Origin of the sequence: Catenulispora sp. MAP12-49 (genome assembly GCF_041262705.1) — a bacterium.
GTDB lineage: Bacteria > Actinomycetota > Actinomycetes > Streptomycetales > Catenulisporaceae > Catenulispora.
On the sequence record NZ_JBGCCP010000003.1, the window covers coordinates 398,782 to 415,770 of the forward strand.

Consider the following 16,989-nt stretch of genomic DNA (forward strand, 5'->3'; position numbering starts at 1 on the left):
AATGTCCGAGATCCGTCCTGCGGTGTGAACGCCGCGAGGCCACCGTAGCTGAAACGCATATCGTGGTGGCCATGACGAACGCACCGACTGCCCAGGATTTCGCCTCCCCGATCTCGGCAGTGATCGACGAGCTGTGGGAGCGCCGCGCGGAGCTCAGCCCGGCGGACTCCGACGCCCGCAAGGCCGTGGTGGAGGCCGTGGACCTGATCGACGCCGGAACCGCGCGGGCGGCGTTCGTGGACGCGGCCTCCGACGAGGTGGTCGTGGACGAGCGGGCCAAGCGCGCGATCCTGATGTCGTTCAAGGTCCTGGACATGGTCGAGTCCAACGCCGGCGACTTCCGGTTCCACGACAAGATGCCGCTCAAGAGCGACTTCGGCGGTGCGCGCGTGGTCCCCGGGGCCATCGTCCGGTGGGGCTCCTACGTCTCCTCCGGTGCGATCCTGATGCCCTCGTTCGTCAACATCGGCGGCTACGTCGACTCCGGCACCATGGTCGACACCTGGGCCACCGTCGGCTCCTGCGCGCAGATCGGCAAGAACGTCCACCTCTCCGGCGGCGTCGGCATCGGCGGCGTGCTGGAGCCGCCGAACGCGGTCCCGGTCGTGATCGAGGACGACGCGTTCATCGGCTCGCGCTCGATGGTCGTCGAGGGGGCCCGGGTCCGCCAGGGCGCCAAGCTCGGCTCCGGCACCAACATCACCAAGTCGATGCGGGTCTTCGACGCGGAGACCGGCGAGGAACTGCCCCGCGGCGAGGCCCCGGCCTGGTCGGTGTGTGTCAGCTCGACCCGGGTGAAGAAGTTCCCCGGCGGGGAGTTCACCACTCCCTGCCTGCTGGTGCTGAGCCGCCTGTCCCCCGGCGAGTCCCACGACAAGCTGCAGATCAACGACATGCTCCGCGACAACGGATTCACCGGCTGAGGACGGGGAGCGACCAAAGGATGTCCGGCCTGGACCTCACGCAGAGTGCCGCCCGCCTGACCGCGGCGCTCGTCGACATCGAGTCCGAGAGCGGCAATGAGAAGGCGCTCGCCGACGCGGTCGAGGAGGCGCTGCGTCCGTACCCGCACCTTGAAGTGCTGCGCGACGGCGACTCCGTGCTGGCGCGCACCAATCTCGGCCGCGCCGAGCGCGTGATCCTGGCCGGACACCTGGACACCGTGCCGATCGCGGTCGACAGCACCGGGCGCCGCAATGTCCCCTCGCTCCTGGAGGGCGACTGGGAGACCGGGACCCTGCGCGGCTGCGGCACCTCGGACATGAAGGCCGGCGTGGCGGTCCAGCTGGTGCTGGCCGCCGGCCTGGCCGAGCCGAACCGCGATGTGACGTACGTCTTCTACGAGTGCGAGGAAGTCGAGGCCGAGCGCAACAGCCTGGGCCGGCTGATCCGCACCCGGCCGGAGTGGTTCGCCGCCGACTTCGCGGTGCTGCTGGAGCCGAGCAACAACATCGTCGAGGGCGGCTGCCAGGGCACGATGCGGGCCCGGCTGACCTTCCGCGGCGCCCGCGCGCACTCGGCGCGCTCCTGGCTCGGCGACAACGCGATCCATAAGGCCGGCGCTGCGCTGCGGCGGCTCGAGGAGTACCAGCCGCGCCGGGTCGAGGTGGAGGGCCTGGAGTATCGCGAGGGCCTGAACGCGGTCGGGATCACCGGCGGCGTGGCCGGCAACGTGATCCCGGACGAGTGCTCGCTGGTTGTGAACTTCCGCTTTGCCCCGGACCGCAGTCAGGACGACGCGGAACGTCATGTCCGCGAGGTCTTCGCGGATCTGGGCGCTGAGATCGTGGTCACGGACTCCGCTCCGGCGGCGCGTCCCGGTCTGCATCTGCCGTCGGCGGCGGAGTTCGTCGGCGCTGTGATGGCTGAGGTGGACACAGAGCCCACGGCGAAGTTCGGCTGGACCGATGTCGCCAGGTTCGCCGAACTCGGCGTTCCGGGCGTGAACTACGGGCCCGGAGACGGATCCCTGGCTCACAAACCGGATGAATCAGTGGACTTGGAGCAAGTTGTCCGATGTGCGGAACGGATGAGAAGCTGGCTCGGCTCCGCCCCGTGAGCTGACGGCCCGCGGCGGCGCGCGCCGGTTCAAACAGGTGCGCGCCGGAGGCAACCGGTTGGGACCTATTAGCGTCTTACCAGCGGCGGAGCAGCCCCCGTACGACCACGGGAGCCCGGCGATCAGCCCGCTGTCCAGGCAAGTTCCGAGAGGTCCGAAGTTTCGATGAGCCCGACCGGCTGGCCGATGATGGTGACGGCGATCCTTCTCGCGGTCGCCGCGCCGATCGGCACCTATCTGTTGTGGAACCGCATCCGCGGGCCGCGCCCCGTGCGTGCCGTGACACGGCTGTCGATGATCGGCGTGAGTCAGGTCATGGCGATCCTGCTGTGCGGTGTGGTGGTCAACAACTACTACGGGCTCTACGCGTCCTGGGACGACCTGCTCGGCGACACAGGCAGCCCGGGCGTGATCATCCACCAGAACACGGTGGCCTCCGGCACCCCGATCGCCGGCGGCGACCTGACGGACGGCCGGGCGCAGGGCGGGCGCGGCCAGGTGGTGCCGCGCGTGCGGCCGGACGGTCCCGCGCAGGACTTCAAGAAGTACGGCGACGACGCGCTGGTCACCAGCTTCACCGGGCCCAAGTCCGGGCTCGGCGGCACGAACGACGTGATGGTGTGGACGCCGCCGCAGTACAACGACCCGGCGTACGCGAACACCGACTTCCCGGTCGTCCTGCTGTTCCCCGGTTACCCGGGCACTCCGCAGACCTGGTTCGGCAACATGGCGGGACAAAAGGAGCTGGGCACGCTGGTCCAGCAGCACGCCGCCACCCCGTTCGTGCTGGTCGCGGTGAACATCTCGCCGGTCAAGGGCGTGAACACCGACTGCACCGACATCCCGGGCGGTCCGCAGGTCGCGACCTACATCACCGACGACATCCGGACCATGATCGAGCGCACCTTCCGGGTCACCACCGACCGTTCCGGCTGGGGCATGATGGGCTACTCCGAGGGCGGCCTGTGCGCGGGCAAGCTGCTGGTCCAGTATCCGCAGCTGTTCAGCGCCGCGGTGCAGATGAGCGGCGACGTGCGGCCCGGGGGCTATGTGGCCAAGTACGGTCCGGCCTTCGCCAACCAGAACTCCACGCTGTGGATCCTGCAGAACCACAAGCCCAACCCGCCGGTGGCGCTGCTGGCCGCGGCCTCGGCCGAGGACGCGCACGGCAGCGTGCTCTCCGACGCGCTCTCGCTGCAGCAGGTGGCGCCGGGTGTGGTGGACGTGCTGAAGAAGGACCACGGCTCGCACAACACCGAGGTGTGGAAGCAGTGGCTGCCGCAGGCCTACGGCTGGCTGAGCCAGCACCTGGAGCAGGTGCGCCCGCAGTCCTGAGGCGTTCTGCGGCCTGAGCGCGGCCTGACCGTCGCCCGCCCGCCGTCGTCCGGCCAACCCCGGCCGGTAATGTGCCGACTATGAGTCAAGGCAGCGGAAACGGACACGGCTCCGGCACCAGTTTCACCGAGCGGTTCGTCGGCGCGGTGACCCGGCGGCGCGGACACGAGCAGTTGCCGGCGGCCACGGCCGACCAGAAGCTGCTGGACCACGCCTACGGCAAGGACTGGAAGGACGAGGACCCCTGGCGGGTCCTGCGCATTCAGGGCGAGTTCGTGGAGGGGTTCGACTCCCTGGCCCGCACCGGTCCGGCGATCACCGTCTTCGGCTCCGCGCGTACCCCGGCCGGCAGCCCCGAGTACCTGTTCGGCGAGCAGATCGGCCGCGGCCTGGCGACCGCCGGCTGGACCGTCATCACCGGCGGCGGCCCGGGCGCCATGGAGGCGGCGAACAAGGGCGCCCTGAACGCCGGCGGCCGGTCGATCGGGCTGGGCATCGAGCTGCCCTTCGAGCAGTCCCTGAACAGCTACATCGACCAGGGCATCAACTTCCGCTACTTCTTCGTCCGCAAGACCATGTTCCTGAAGTACTCGCAGGGCTTCGTGGTCCTGCCCGGCGGCTTCGGCACCATGGACGAGCTGTTCGAGGCCCTGACCCTGGTCCAGACGCACAAGGTGACGTCGTTCCCGGTGGTGCTGGTCGGCCGCGCCTTCTGGGGCGGGCTGGTGGACTGGATCCGCGACGTCATGGTCCCGGCCGGCAAGATCGCCGCGGCCGACCTGGACCTGATCCACCTGGTCGACGACCCGGACGAGGCGGTCGCGATCATGGGGAAGCCGGGGGACCGCGGGTAGGTCCGATCCTTTGGCCTGCGGTTAGACCAGTCCGGCGGTTAGCCCGATTCGGCGGCTAGGCCAGTCCGGCGGCCAGACCGGTCCTGCGGCTAGGCCAGCCCCCGCTTGGCCACCGCCGGCTCCCGGAGCCCCTGGATCGCCGACACCATGTCGAGCACCTGCCGGGTCTCGGCCACCTCGTGTACCCGGTACACCCGGGCGCCGAGCCAGGCCGACACGGCGGTCGTCGCGAGGGTCCCGGTCAGCCGCTCCTTCACCGGCCGGTCCAGGGTCTCGCCGACGAAGTCCTTGTTCGACAGCGACACCAGGACCGGCCAGCCGGTCGCGGTCATCTCCGTCAGGCGGCGCGTCGCCTCCAGGGAGTGCCGGGTGTTCTTGCCAAAGTCGTGGCCGGGGTCGATCAGGATGCGGTCGCGCGGGACGCCGAGGGCCGCCGCGCGCTCGGCCTCGCCGTGGACCGTGCGCTCCAGAATGTCCGCCATCACGTCCGCGTAGCCGATGCGGTGCGGACGGGTGCGGGGTTCGACGCCGCCGGCGTGCGTGCACACCAGCGCCACCGCGTGCCGGGCCGCGACCTCCGCCAGCTGCGGGTCCCAGCCGCCCCAGGCGTCGTTCAGTACGTCCGCGCCCTCGGCGCACACCGCGTCTCCGACCTCGGCGCGCCAGGTGTCCACGGAGATGACCGCTTCGGGGAACCGCTTGCGGACCTCGGCGACGAAGGGCACCACGCGGCGCATCTCCTCGGCCAGGTCCACGGCGTCGCCGGGGCCGGCCTTCACGCCGCCGATGTCCACCAGGTCCGCGCCCTGGCTCAAGGCCGCCTCCACGCGGTCCAGCGCGGCGGCGTCGGTGAAGGTGGCGCCCTTGTCGTAGAACGAGTCCGGGGTGCGGTTCACGATCGCCATCACGAGCCGCTGGTCGGGTCCGTATTCGTACGGTCCCAGTCGCAGCGTGCCCTGCGGGACGGAAGCCGGGGCCACACTGCTGCCGGTGGGGCCGCCGTGGGTACCGTCCGCGTTCGATGACATGGAGATCAGCCTAACGGCGACGGCGCGGCGCCGGGCGTGGCACGATGTGCGCGTGCTGTACTTTCAGTTTCTGGTCGTCGCGGCGGTGTTCGGTGCGATCGCGTGGGTGGCCGCCGGCCGCGGCGGGGGTCTGGACGACCCGCGCCAGGACCGGCCCGAGCCCGCGCTGGCCGACGACCGGCAGCTGGGCCGGGAGGACATCGACGGCACCCGCTTCGCCGTGGGGTGGCGCGGCTACCGCATGGACCAGGTCGACCGGCTGCTGGACCGGCTCGCCGCCGAGATCGACCACCGAGACCGGCTGATCGCCGACCTGACCCGCCCGGCGGGCGCCCGGTTCGGTGAGGCCGGCGCCGGCTACGAGCCGGTGCCCCGGACCCAGGACGCGGTGCCCGGCATCGGGGGCGCCGGCGGCGCGGCTACCGCGACCGCCGTGGTGCAGCCCGGCTTCGGCCCCGGCGTGGACGTGGCGCCCGGCCAGACCGAGGCCGCCGCCCCGGCCGATCAGGACCCTGCGGAGGGCAACCCGCTGTCGTCGTGGTACCGGCGTCCGGAGGACGACCAGTAGGGTCTTCATTTCTTAAGCTCGCACGGAACGGCCGGCCCCGGCAGGGGGCCGGCCGTTCTGGTCGTTCTGGTCGTTCCGGTCTTTTCAGGGGCCGGTGTCAGCGTCCGGTGAAGGTGGGCTTCTCCTTGGCCAGGAACGCCCGCACCGCGTTGCGGTGGTCCTCGGTGGCCGCGCACGCGTCCTGCAGGTCGGCCTCCAGCTCCAGGGTCTCCTCGAACGAGTGCGTCAGCCCGAAGCCGACCGCCTGCTTGATCGCCGCGTAGGCCGCGGTCGGCCCGGCGGCCATCTTCGCCGCCAGCTCGCCGACCGCCGCGTCCAGCTCCTCGGCCGGGACCACGCGGTGCACCAGTCCCAGCTCGGCGGCCTGCTCGACGCCGATCGTCTCCGGCAGCATCAGCAGCTCCAGCGCCTTGGCCGGGCCGACCAGCCGCGGCAGCGTCCAGGAGCCGCCGGAGTCGGCGGTCAGGCCGATGTTGGCGAAGGCCAGGTTGAAGGCCGCCTTGTCGGAGGCGATCCGCAGGTCGGCGGCGAAGGCCAGGGCCGCGCCGGCGCCGGCCGCCACGCCGTTGACCGCGGCGATCACCGGCTTGGGCGCCGTGGTCAGGGCCCGCAGCAGCGGGTTGTAGTGCTCCCGCACCGTGTTCGCCAGGCCGGTGCCGGCCTCCAGGGACGCCGCGTGCTCCCGCAGATCCTGTCCGACGCAGAAGGCGCGCCCGGTGGCGCGCAGCACGATCACGCGAACGGAGTCGTCCTCGGCCGCCGCCGTCGCCGCGTCGCGCAGCGCCGCCTTGGTCGCACTGTCGAGCGAGTTCAGTGCGTCCGGGCGATTCAGGGTGATGGTGCCGACACCCTCGGTGACGTCGTAGACAACGTTGTCGGACATAGGGGGTCCCACTCTCCGCCTTATCGGCTTCCAGGCATGTACCAGTGTTGGTCGCGTCCGGTAGAACTGTTTGCAGACTCTGACGAAGCTACTCAGTCGGGCCTCCCGCGGCGACACCGGAACCCAATCCGGGCGCGTGCGGGATAATGGATTGGTTGAGAGCTGGCTCCTAGGAAGGGGAACGAGCATGGCGGCGATGAAGCCGCGGACGGGTGACGGCCCGCTTGAGGTGACCAAAGAGGGACGCGGCATCGTGATGCGGGTCCCGCTGGAGGGCGGCGGCCGGCTCGTGGTGGAGCTGTCGGCGGAGGAGGCCGCCGCGCTCGGCGAGGCGATCAAGGGCGTCGTCGGTTAGTCCGGCGCGGCCGCGATCGCCACCCCATTCGTCCCACCAGTGACGTCTGGCCCCCGAACGGCCGGGGTCCGGCGTCCTCCAACCCACGTGTTCCTTCTCACTTCCGCACCCGGCCGGACCGGCACCCCACCCCGGTCAGAGCGTCCGCGTCGGGTCGGACGTCGTCCCCGCCGGCTCGGCGGCCTGCCCGCGCGGGCGGTGCCGCGGGCGGCACGGGTCTGGCGTCGCCGAGCGCGAGGCCCGTTCTCAGGAGCGCTTAACCGCGCACAGCAACCCGTCCCCGGTGGGCAGCAGCGCCGGCAGCAGCCGGGTGTCCTCGGCGACCTGGCGGTGCAGGTACCGCAGCGCCGAGGTGCGCGCGTCCCGGATCGAGGGATCGACCACGCGGTCCTGGCCCAGGGCCCCGTCGAAGGCCACCAGCCCGCCGGGCCGCAGCAGCCGCAGCGCCTCCTCGTAGCCGGCCAGGTGATCGGTGCCGGGCCCGCCGCAGAAGACCATGTCGTAGCCGCCGTCGGCCAGGCGCGGCAGCACCGAGCCGGAGGCCCCGCCGATCACCCGGGTGCGGCTGGCGGCGAAGCCGGCGTCGGCGAAGGCGCGCCGGGCCGCCTGCGAACCCTGAGTGTCCTCGTCCACGGTCGTCAGCACCCCGTCCAGGCGCATGCCGCGCAGCAGGTATATCCCCGACACGCCGGCGCCGGTGCCGACATCGACGACCGCCCGCGCCCCGAGCGTGGCGGCCAGCAGCCGCAGCGCCGCGCCGGTGCCGGGCTCGACCGGGACGATGCCCAGCCGCCGCGCCTCGCGGCGCGCGGAGACCAGGACGTCGTCCTCGGCGACGTACCCCTCCGCATACGCCAGACTGGCGTGCCGGTGACTGGGGATGACGGCCTCCGAGGGTCGCGGGTCCCGGAGCCGGGTCGGCCGGGATCTGGTCGGTTGGTTGCTACTGGGCATCAAGAGCGTAGCCACCTGGCCGCGCGCATACCACGTCGGACTGTCATCCGAACAGATAGAGCGCGGGGGGACCGCTTATATGACGCGTGGCCGCGGCGGACGGTTCGGCGTGCCGTCCCGGAGCGGGACGTGCTGGTACCGCGGCCCGCGGCGGGGTCCTGATCGGGTCTTCTGATCGCTGTAGGCGGACACCGCGGGGGAACCTCCCCTTCGGGAACTTCAACCCGGTGACCGGCCGTTCTGCCCAAGACAGTGGCTCACGGTGTGGAGAGCCGGGAGATCTTAGACCGATCTCAGGTTCCTTTCAGCCTTTAGCAGCGAGGCAGGCGTCTATGGTGATGAGTGCGGTACTGGAAATAGGAGGTGGGGACGTCGTGGCTGACGCCAACAGCGCCCGCAATCCTGGAGCCGTCCCGGTCAATACCATTGGACCGCGGATAGATCTCGGGGAACTTCGTCGTCGGCGTGCGGCCCGCAAGGCCGCCTTGGAAAAGACCCGCCGGGGGGCGGAGGCGATCCCCGATACCGCGATGCCGGCGGAGACCGCCGCACCGAGCGCGGGGGAGATACAGACACAGGCCCAGCCGCTGGACGCCGCGGCCGTCGGCTGGGAGCCGCCGAGCTGGGACGACATCGTCCGGACCCATTCGCAGCGGGTGTACCGGCTGGCCTACCGCCTGACCGGCAACCAGCACGACGCCGAGGACCTCACGCAGGAGGTCTTCATCCGGGTGTTCCGCTCGCTGTCGAGCTACCAGCCCGGCACCTTCGAGGGCTGGCTGCACCGCATCACCACGAACCTGTTCCTGGACATGGTGCGCCGCCGGGCCCGCATCCGCTTCGACTCCCTGGGCGAGGACGCCGACGACCGGCTGCCCGGGCGCGAGCCGTCGCCGGAGCGGATCTTCGCGGACTCGCACATGGACGCCGACATCGAGGCCGCGCTGGCCGCGCTGGCCCCGGAGTTCCGGGCCGCCGTGGTGCTGTGCGACATCGAGGGGTTGTCCTACGAGGAGATCGCGACCACCCTCGATGTGAAGCTCGGCACCGTGCGCTCGCGGATCCACCGCGGCCGCTCGCAGCTGCGCGCGGCCCTGGAGCACCGGGCCCCGGGCGCGGCCGCGAACGCGAGTGGAAAGGAGGGCCGCCGGTGACCAGGCATCTCGGAGACCGCCTGACCGCCCTGATCGACGGCGAACTGGACCACGGCACCAGAGAGCGCATGCTCGGCCACCTCGCCCAGTGCGGGGACTGCCGGGCCGAGGCCGACGCCGAGCGGCAGACGAAGTCGCGCCTGAGCGCGATGGCCGCCCCGCAGGTGCCGGTGGAGCTGATGCTCGGGCTGCTGAGCCTGGACGCCAACCGGGGCGCGGCCTCGGGAGCGGCGTCCGGCGGCGTGTCGGGCGGCGGCAGCGGATCGCCGGCCGCCGGCCCCGGCGCCGGTCCGTCCCCGTTCTCCTTCCAGACCGTGCCGATCCGCCCGCCGGCGGCTCCGGCGTCCGGCCGCCCCACGGCCGGACGCTCCCCGGTGCGCCCGCAGCGGCTGCGGGTCGCGGCGATCGGCGCGGTGTCCCTGGCGGCCCTGGGGACCGGCGTGTGGCTGGTCGGCGACTTCAGCGCCAGCGCCAGTCCCTCGCACGCCCCGGCGAACCCGGCGCCGGCCCAGGTCGTCAACTACGGACCCGCGCACTGAGACCGCGGCCCCACCGCGATCACGGACTCCCTCTTGACGTCGAGGCTCGGCATTGCCGAGCCTCGACGCGCAAGGATCGAACGACATCCACCCTCCGGGGGTCCGGTATCCGCCCGGACGGGAGTTACGCTAGCGCGTAGCGCCGGAAAGCCGCCGGCCGCGCCCGCCAGAGCAGGAGCCTCCCACCGTGCCGTTTCTCGACATCAGCCCGCTGGAGCTGATCGCGCTGCTGGCCCTGGCCGTCATGCTGTTCGGCCCCGACAAGCTGCCCGGCGCGGTGCAGGGCCTGGCGCGTACCCTGCGGCAGTTCCGCGAGTTCACCCGCAACGCCCAGAACGACCTGAAGAAGGAGCTGGGCCCGGAGTTCCAGGACCTGGAACTGACCGACCTGCATCCGAAGAACTTCGTGCGCAAGCACGTGCTCGGACCCGAAGACGGCGACTTCCGCGAGATCAGGGACATCACCACCTCGCTCAACGGCGAGATACGCAGTGCGGCCGAGGGCGCCCGGCGCCCCCTTGCCGCCGACGACGCGACCCCGGACGATGCCCTCTACCGGGCCCCCGCCCCGCGCCTGGCCGCGGGCGAGCGCCCGCCGTTTGACGCGGATGCGACGTGAGGTTCCATGAGCAGCACCATCTCAACTGAAGACTTCGCCAATCCCCCCGGCCCGGCCTCGCAGCCGGGCTCTGTGGGGCTGGGCGTGGCCGGTGCCGCCGGTGCCGACCGCCGGGCCGGCCGCACCGCCGATCCGGACGACTTCGTCCCGGGCCCGCCGGTCGCCTCCATCTCCGCCGCCGCCCTGGCCGCCTCCGAACCCGACGTCTGGCCCGGCCAGCGCACGACCGTCCCCTGGTACGGCCTGGACGAGGCCTGGGCCGGCGACCGCTGGCTGGGCTCGATCATGCTCGGCCCCGACGGCGCCGCCGAGTACGGCACCCTGGGCCACGGCGACCACCCGGCGCGCCGCCCCGACGACCTGTCCCCCCGCCGCTTCTGCGGTGTGGTGACCATGGCCCGCCTGGACCGCCGCCCCGGCGGCGGTTCGACCATCCTGGAGCCGACGACCCTGTCCACGCTGGCCGCCGTGGCGGGCCTGGGCCTGCTCTCGGACGCCTGGCCCTGGGCCGTGGACAAGGCCCTGCGCGGCGACTGGCTGCACCAGCAGACCGACCTGGCCTACGAGGTCGCCGAGAACCTGGACGACGCCCCCTGGCGTGCGGTCCAGCTCCCGGTCGACGGCAAGCCCACCCGCTTCCGCTACCGCGAGAGCGAGTACGGCTGGGTCCTGGCCGCCGAGCTGCGCGAGTGCTGGCTCGGCGCCTACGGCCGCGGTGTGACGGCCTACGGCCTGGGCTTCGAACAGGTCACGCTGGACGCCTGGGAGGCGTACGAGGCGCTGCCGCGCTGACGGCGGCGCCGGGCCCGGCGGGCGTTCGGCGGCACCGGGCATTCCTTCGGGCTCGCGAGCCCGCAAGTCTTCGCGTCCTCGCGCAGGCGGGGACGATCACGAGGGGCAGACGTGACGACCCTTTCCATGCTCCTGGCCGCGGCCGGCATCGGCGTCGGCCACGCGATCCTGCCCGACCACTGGATGCCGCTGGCCCTGCTGGCCCGTACCCGCCGCTACCCGTTCGGCCGCGTGGCGCGCCTGGCCCTGGCCGCCGCGGTGACGCACGTGCTGATGTCGGTGGTGTTCGGCGCGGCGCTGGCGGCCGTCGGGCTGCGCCTGCGCGAAGCGGTGGCGCGGCATGCGGACCTGGCGGTCGGCGGGGTGCTCGTGGCGACGGGGGTGGCACTGCTGGTGCTGGAGGTCGCGGGGCGCGGACACCGGCACGACCACTCGGATGGCGGGGCCGACTGCGGTCACCATCAGGACGATCACATTCATGGTCATGGTCATGGCCATGCCGGTGCGGATGGTGAGGAGACGGCCACCGCCGCCCCGCTCGTGTCGAGCCAGGCAGAACCCAGGTCAGGCCATGCCGTCGCAGTGCTCGAACGGCCTGCTGCTTCTTCCGCATCCGATCACCGGCGCCGCACCATCCTGAACCTCCTGGGCCCCTTCGGCGCGGCCGTCAGCCCGGACCTGACGATCCTTCCGCTCTTCCTCACCGCCGGCGCCCTCGGCGTCGGCCCGGCACTGGGCGTCCTGGCCGTCTTCGCGCTCGCGACCATCGCCGTCATGGTGGGCCTGACCCTCGCCGCCGCGTCCGGAGCGCGGCGCCTGACCGCGCCCTGGATCGAGGAGCGCGCCACCCTCCTGACCGCCGCCACGCTTCTGGCCATCGGCGGGCTCGTGGTCAGCGGTGTCCTCTGAACGTGCCGCCCATCGCCGACACCGTCTCGACATCGGTGATCAGGCATCCGCAGTCCGGGTGCGGCGGCCGCTCATAGCGGGTCTGCGCGCCGAACGGCGGTACTACTTCCAGCGCGGCATTCACCGTCGGCGGCGGGTCGCCCTCGACGAACGCCAGGACGTGCAGCACCGCCTGGACCGCCAGGAGCGAGGCCATCGTGACATCGCAGGCGCGGTCCTCGGCCGCCGGCACCGCGTCCACACCGCCGAAGGGCACCATCGCCCGCGGCCAGCCCGGGTCGCGCGCCGTGCGGTACAGGTCGCGGCAGCGCAGGCACGAGGTGCGGCCGGGCTGCACGAACGGACCGAGCACGCCGGTGGTCTCGTGCACCTCGGCCGGCAGGTGCGGCACGCCGTCGGACTGCAGTGCGGCGGCCACTGCCGGGTAGCCGTCGGCGATCGGGGCCAGGACCGCCACATCGGGGTGCTGGCGGTTGGCCGGCAGCGTGGTGCGGGTCGAGGGCGCCGAGGCCCGGATCATGGCCCGGACGAGATCCTGGCGGCGAGGCGGGGGAGAGGCGAGATTGATCGTGGTGGGCGGGGCTGCCGGTCTGGACTCGGCTGCCTTTGCTGCTTTGCCGGCCTTGGCCTCGGTGGCGGCCTCAGTGGCAGTGGTGGCGGTGGCGGACCCCTTGTCCGTCCGCTTGCGCCGCGGCCCCGGAACCTCCCGCTCGTCCCGGTGACTCAGCCCGCGAGGATTCCGGAATCCGGCCGGCGCCGCGTCGGCGGGCCGCGCCCGCCCGCTGTCGATCGGCACCACACACCCGATGCCGGCCGCGGCCAGCAGGTGCGCGATCGACGCCCCGACGCGCCCGCATCCGTACACCGTGATCACCGCCATGCGCCGGCGCGTCATCGCCCGCACCGCGCCGCCCGGGACCAGGTAGCCCAGTGCCAGCGCGGCCAGATCCGGGGCGAGCCGGTCGGCCTCGGAGACGTCGAGCGCGCGCAGCGCCGGTCCCGGGTCGTAGCCGGCGTCGTCGAGGAAGCCGGCCCGGGCCAGCATGTCGAGCAGGGTCGTGGCCTGTGCTCCCGACAACCCGATCTGCTCGGCGAGTGTCAGCAGTTCGGAGATGTCCCGGTGTCCGTCCAGCGCGCCGACGAACGCGGTCGCGGCCGGGCCCAACCCGTTCAGCAACAGCGACCTGCCCGGTGTCACTCCCACCTGCAGCGCGCCGCCGGGCCGCCACAGCCGTCGCAACCCCGCCTTCAGCACCGGACGCACGCCCTGGCCTCCCGCCGTGTCAGCCCCAGCCCACCGCTGCCGTTCCCACCTGCTGCTTCCCACCCTGCGGCACCCGCCGCCGCCCCCGCATCCCTCAGCCCTCTAATTCACCCGTACGGCGGCCGGAGGACCGGCCGCCGCCTGCGCGTCGAACCTCAGGCCTTGCCCAGGATCCGGTTGAGCTTGGTGCCACAGGTCGGGCAGATGCCCTGCGCCATCCGCCGACCCGAGTCGCTGACCTTCACCTGGCCGGTGAAGTTCTTCTTCTCCTTGCACTTCACGCAGTAGGCGTCCCCGGTGTACGACTCCGCCATGCTTTGTCACTACCTTCCGTATCTGAGGCCATACGTACCATTCACCCCGAACGCGGAACACCATACGACAGCCCGGGGCCCAAAAAGCACCGCTACGCTGACGCCATGCCTGAGTCGCGCGAATATCCGCTTCTGGCCGTCCGTCGCACGTCGGATGGTGTGTTGACCGTGACGTTGGACGACCCGGACCGGCGCAACGCGATGACCGCGCCGATGACCGAGTCCTGGGATCGGCTCATGCGGGAAATCGCGCAGGACGAGAAAGTCCGCTGTGTCGTGGTGACCGGTGCCGGCTCCGCGTTCTGCGCCGGAGGCGATCTGGGCTGGATCGGTGCGGAGCCGGGCGCGCCTGTGGAAAAGCTGCGCGACAAGATGCTGCCCTTCTACCGGATCTGGCTGAGCCTGCGGGACCTGCCGGTGCCGACGATCGCCGCGGTGAACGGCCCGGCGGTGGGGGCGGGGGCGTGTCTGGCCCTGGCCTGCGATCTGCGCTACGCGGTGGACACCGCGAAGTTCGCGGTGCCGTTCACCAAGCTCGGGATGCATCCGGGGATGGCCGCGACCTGGCTGCTGCCGGAGGTCGTGGGGATGGCGAACGCGCGCGAGCTGCTTTACACGAACCGCGCCGTGAGCGGCACCGAAGCGGTCGCGCTGGGCGTCTACAACAGGGTGTTCCCTGCCGGGGACTTCCCTGGGGAGATCGAGCGGATCGCCTCCGAGGTGGCCGCCGGCGCGCCGATCGCGGTGAAGCTCACCAAGCAGGCCCTGATCGGCGACGGTCACGAGTCCTTCGAAGCGGCGCTGCGCTGGGAGGCTCTGGCCCAGCCGATCACGATGGCCACCGAGGATCTCCAGGAAGGCCTCGCCGCCCAGCGTGAGCGCCGTGCACCGCGCTTCACGGGCCGCTGACCCGCCCGTCTCTCACCGCCACCCGCTACGCGTCGCGGATCGATTGGCTTGTGTTAGGTAACCCACAAGAAGACACATCCTGTGGATAACTCTGTGGAAAACCTGTGCATGGCATGTGGACAATCCGATGAGCGCCGATGCCGACGCCCCGGCATGTCATTTCGGTAACGCCATAGGAGGGTGGCACACGCTAGGGTCCCTTGCCGTGGGACTCGACGAAGCCCCTCACCAGGGCGGTCAGATCGAAGTGCGGCGCAGCAACCGGCGGCGGCGCACCGTCTCTGCGTACCGGGACGGCGACAAGACTGTGGTGCTGATCCCGGCGCAGATGACGCGTGCCGAGGAAAAGCAGTGGGTCGACAAGATGCTCGCCCGCCTCGCCGGCCAGGAGCGCAAACGCAGGCCGGACGACGAGGAACTGTCCCGCCGGGCCCGTGACCTGTCGGTCCGCTATTTCCACGGCCGCGCGCAGCCCTCCAGCGTCCGCTGGGTCGCCAACCAGCAGACCCGCTGGGGTTCCTGCACGCCTGTGGACGGCACCATCCGCATCTCCGACCGGGTGCGCGGGATGCCGGAGTACGTGCTGGACTACGTCCTGCTGCACGAGCTCGCGCATCTGCTGGTGCCCAGCCACGGGCCGCGGTTCTGGGAGCTGATGAGCGTGTATCCGAAGACGGAGCGGGCTCGCGGGTTTCTGGAAGGGTTCGCCAGCGCCGGCGGCGGGATCGCCTCGGACGACGCGGACTGAGGCGCGACGGCACCACCGCACGACGGCACCACCGCACCACTGCACGGACGAGGCCCGGCCGTGCGGCGACGATGACTCTCGCCGCCGCGTGACCGGGCTGGTAGCTGGAGCCGCTACCCAGCTACCCGCTACTCCTTGGGCTTGTCCTCGCCGCTCTCGCCCGAGTCTTTGCCGTCCTCGTCCTTCGAGTTATCCACAGGGCCGTTGTCCACAGCCCCCTCTGTTTTGTCCTGGGCCTTGCTCCCGTCCCCGCCGCCCAGCAGCTCGTCCAGCCCGGAGAAGTCGAACTCCAGCCCGTCCTCGTCCCGGCCGTGCACGAATCCGTCCGGGTCGTCCAGGTCGGCCGAGGTCGGGAGCAGGTCCGGGTGCGACCACACCGCGTCGCGCCCCTCCAGCCCGCGCGCGTCGGCCAGCGAGGCCCACAGGCGCGAGGCGTCGCGCAGCCGCCGGGGGCGCAGCTCCAGGCCCACCAGGGCCGAGAAGGTCTGCTCGGCCGGGCCGCCGGCCGCGCGCCGGCGCCGCAGCGTCTCCCGGAGGGCGTCCGCGCCCGACATCTTCGGCGAGGCGGCGGCGTGCACCACCGCGTCCACCCAGCCCTCGGCCAGCGCCAGCAGCGTCTCCAGACGGGCCAGGGCCGCCTTCTGGGCCGGGGAGTCCACCGGCTGGAACAGGCCGCCGCCGCCCAGCATGTTCTCCAGCTGCGAGGGGTCCAGGTTGGTCAGGTCCATCTGCTCGGCCTGCTGGGCCAGCTCGCTGAACTTGGAGGCGTCGACCGTGATGCCGCGCGCGTACTCCTCGACCGCGCCGAGCAGGCGGGGCTTGAGCCACGGCACGTGGGAGAACAGCCGCTGGTAGGCGGCCTCGCGCAGGGCCAGGTAGAGGCGGACCTGCTCGATGTCGATCTCCAGGCCCTCGGCGAAGAGGTCCACGTTCGCCGGCAGCAGGACCGCCTTGCCCTCCGGGCCCAGCGGCAGGCCGATGTCGCTGCCGGAGACCACCTCGCCGGCCAGCGAGGCCAGGGCCTGGCCGACCTGGGAGCCGAACATCGCGGTGCCCATCTGCTTCAGCATGCCGCCGAGCGGGTTCTGGCCGCCGCCCCCTGCTGCTCCGCCGAACAGGTTGCCCAGCATGTCGCCCATGCCCGGCGGCAGGCCGGCCGCCTCCGGGTTCTCCGGCATGCCCAGCTCGCCCACCGCGCCGCCGACGGCGTCGCCCATCGCCGAGGTGATGCGCTCGGCGACCGGCTCGACCAGCTGCTTCCAGACCGGCAGGGTCTCCTCGATCCACTGCGCGCGGGACCACACGCGGGTGCCCGCGGTGCCCGCCGGCAGCGAGGTGACCTGGTCCAGCCAGTGCTCGGCGAGCTGCACGGCACCGTCGTAGGTGCGCTGCTCGCCGTCGGTGGGCGAAGGGTCGGGTCCGGCGGAGGCCACGGCGTTGCGCGCCATGGTCTTGGCCAGGTCCCAGTTCACCGCGCCGTCGCCGCCGCCGCTCATCAGGGCCTGGATCTGGCTGAACACCATCTGCAGCATCTGCGGGTCCGGCATGCCCGGGATGTTCGAGCCCGGGGACTGCGCCCCGCTTCCGCCGAACATCTGCTGGAACATGGCCCCCAGCGGATCAACGGGGCCGTCCGGGCGCTTACCCTGGTTCTGCGACTCGTCGTCGTCCGACGGGTTGTGATCTTCGGGGTTCTTGTTCACGG

General features: G+C 71.9%; 19 protein-coding genes. 13 read left to right on the forward strand and 6 right to left on the reverse strand.

Going from position 1 to position 16,989, the window contains the following annotated elements; translation table 11 throughout:
• Positions 1–71: 71 nt before the first annotated feature.
• From ABIA35_RS08965 to ABIA35_RS08980, 4 genes are all read left to right on the forward strand, one after another.
• Positions 72–923, forward strand: coding sequence for a 2,3,4,5-tetrahydropyridine-2,6-dicarboxylate N-succinyltransferase (locus ABIA35_RS08965; RefSeq protein ID WP_370337850.1), 852 nt, complete (start codon positions 72–74; stop codon positions 921–923).
• Between the two features lie 20 nt (positions 924–943).
• A complete protein-coding gene (dapE, locus tag ABIA35_RS08970) occupies positions 944–2,059 on the forward strand; it encodes a succinyl-diaminopimelate desuccinylase (protein WP_370337852.1) in 1,116 nt (371 codons plus the stop codon).
• 165 nt (positions 2,060–2,224) lie between these two features.
• On the forward strand, positions 2,225–3,394 hold the full coding sequence (locus ABIA35_RS08975; RefSeq protein ID WP_370337854.1) for an alpha/beta hydrolase: 1,170 nt from the start codon (positions 2,225–2,227) through the stop codon (positions 3,392–3,394).
• An 80-nt stretch (positions 3,395–3,474) separates the two neighbouring features.
• Complete coding sequence (locus tag ABIA35_RS08980) at positions 3,475–4,248, forward strand: TIGR00730 family Rossman fold protein (RefSeq protein ID WP_370337856.1); 774 nt, start codon at positions 3,475–3,477, stop codon at positions 4,246–4,248.
• 89 nt (positions 4,249–4,337) lie between these two features.
• Here the strand turns inward: ABIA35_RS08980 and folP are convergent, their stop codons facing one another.
• Entirely contained in the window at positions 4,338–5,153 is an 816-nt protein-coding gene (gene folP, locus ABIA35_RS08985) for a dihydropteroate synthase (protein ID WP_370338461.1), read from the reverse strand.
• Between the two features lie 175 nt (positions 5,154–5,328).
• On the opposite strand from folP, the gene ABIA35_RS08990 reads away from it, so the two are divergent.
• Positions 5,329–5,844 (forward strand): DivIVA domain-containing protein, encoded by a 516-nt coding sequence (locus tag ABIA35_RS08990; protein ID WP_370337858.1) that lies wholly within the window; start codon positions 5,329–5,331, stop codon positions 5,842–5,844.
• A gap of 97 nt (positions 5,845–5,941) precedes the next feature.
• Here the strand turns inward: ABIA35_RS08990 and ABIA35_RS08995 are convergent, their stop codons facing one another.
• A complete protein-coding gene (locus ABIA35_RS08995) occupies positions 5,942–6,727 on the reverse strand; it encodes an enoyl-CoA hydratase-related protein (RefSeq protein WP_370357563.1) in 786 nt (261 codons plus the stop codon).
• A 187-nt stretch (positions 6,728–6,914) separates the two neighbouring features.
• On the opposite strand from ABIA35_RS08995, the gene ABIA35_RS09000 reads away from it, so the two are divergent.
• Entirely contained in the window at positions 6,915–7,082 is a 168-nt protein-coding gene (locus ABIA35_RS09000; RefSeq protein ID WP_015796491.1) for a DUF3117 domain-containing protein, read from the forward strand.
• 246 nt (positions 7,083–7,328) lie between these two features.
• Here the strand turns inward: ABIA35_RS09000 and ABIA35_RS09005 are convergent, their stop codons facing one another.
• Entirely contained in the window at positions 7,329–8,036 is a 708-nt protein-coding gene (locus tag ABIA35_RS09005) for an O-methyltransferase (RefSeq protein WP_370337862.1), read from the reverse strand.
• Positions 8,037–8,566: 530 nt separating this feature from the next.
• Between ABIA35_RS09005 and sigE the strand changes: the two genes are divergently transcribed.
• From sigE to ABIA35_RS09030, 5 genes are all read left to right on the forward strand, one after another.
• Positions 8,567–9,190: an RNA polymerase sigma factor SigE gene (sigE, locus tag ABIA35_RS09010; RefSeq protein ID WP_370337864.1), complete on the forward strand. Its 624-nt coding sequence runs from the start codon at positions 8,567–8,569 to the stop codon at positions 9,188–9,190.
• The gene (locus ABIA35_RS09015) at positions 9,187–9,729 is read left to right on the forward strand and encodes an anti-sigma factor (protein ID WP_370337866.1); all 543 of its coding nucleotides are present in this window, start codon (positions 9,187–9,189) and stop codon (positions 9,727–9,729) included. The genes sigE and ABIA35_RS09015 overlap by 4 nt, the downstream gene beginning before the upstream one ends.
• 187 nt (positions 9,730–9,916) lie before the next feature.
• Positions 9,917–10,348: a sec-independent translocase gene (locus ABIA35_RS09020; RefSeq protein WP_370337868.1), complete on the forward strand. Its 432-nt coding sequence runs from the start codon at positions 9,917–9,919 to the stop codon at positions 10,346–10,348.
• A 6-nt stretch (positions 10,349–10,354) separates the two neighbouring features.
• Entirely contained in the window at positions 10,355–11,140 is a 786-nt protein-coding gene (locus ABIA35_RS09025; RefSeq protein ID WP_370357564.1) for a hypothetical protein, read from the forward strand.
• 111 nt (positions 11,141–11,251) lie between these two features.
• The gene (locus ABIA35_RS09030; protein WP_370357565.1) at positions 11,252–12,049 is read left to right on the forward strand and encodes a hypothetical protein; all 798 of its coding nucleotides are present in this window, start codon (positions 11,252–11,254) and stop codon (positions 12,047–12,049) included.
• Here ABIA35_RS09030 and ABIA35_RS09035 read toward each other — a convergent pair.
• Complete coding sequence (locus ABIA35_RS09035) at positions 12,033–13,313, reverse strand: hypothetical protein (protein WP_370337874.1); 1,281 nt, start codon at positions 13,311–13,313, stop codon at positions 12,033–12,035. The two genes, ABIA35_RS09030 and ABIA35_RS09035, sit on opposite strands and share 17 nt — an antisense overlap.
• Before the next feature lie 155 nt (positions 13,314–13,468).
• The gene (locus ABIA35_RS09040) at positions 13,469–13,627 is read right to left on the reverse strand and encodes a DUF5679 domain-containing protein (RefSeq protein ID WP_370337876.1); all 159 of its coding nucleotides are present in this window, start codon (positions 13,625–13,627) and stop codon (positions 13,469–13,471) included.
• Between the two features lie 105 nt (positions 13,628–13,732).
• Here ABIA35_RS09040 and ABIA35_RS09045 point away from each other — a divergent pair, with 105 nt between their 5' ends.
• A complete protein-coding gene (locus ABIA35_RS09045; RefSeq protein WP_370357566.1) occupies positions 13,733–14,536 on the forward strand; it encodes an enoyl-CoA hydratase/isomerase family protein in 804 nt (267 codons plus the stop codon).
• 205 nt (positions 14,537–14,741) lie between these two features.
• Positions 14,742–15,284 carry a M48 family metallopeptidase gene (locus ABIA35_RS09050; protein WP_370357567.1) on the forward strand — a complete coding sequence of 181 codons (543 nt, stop codon included), beginning with the start codon at positions 14,742–14,744 and terminating at the stop codon, positions 15,282–15,284.
• A gap of 128 nt (positions 15,285–15,412) precedes the next feature.
• Here the strand turns inward: ABIA35_RS09050 and ABIA35_RS09055 are convergent, their stop codons facing one another.
• Positions 15,413–16,987: a zinc-dependent metalloprotease gene (locus ABIA35_RS09055; protein ID WP_370337881.1), complete on the reverse strand. Its 1,575-nt coding sequence runs from the start codon at positions 16,985–16,987 to the stop codon at positions 15,413–15,415.
• Between the last annotated feature and the right edge of the window lie 2 nt (positions 16,988–16,989).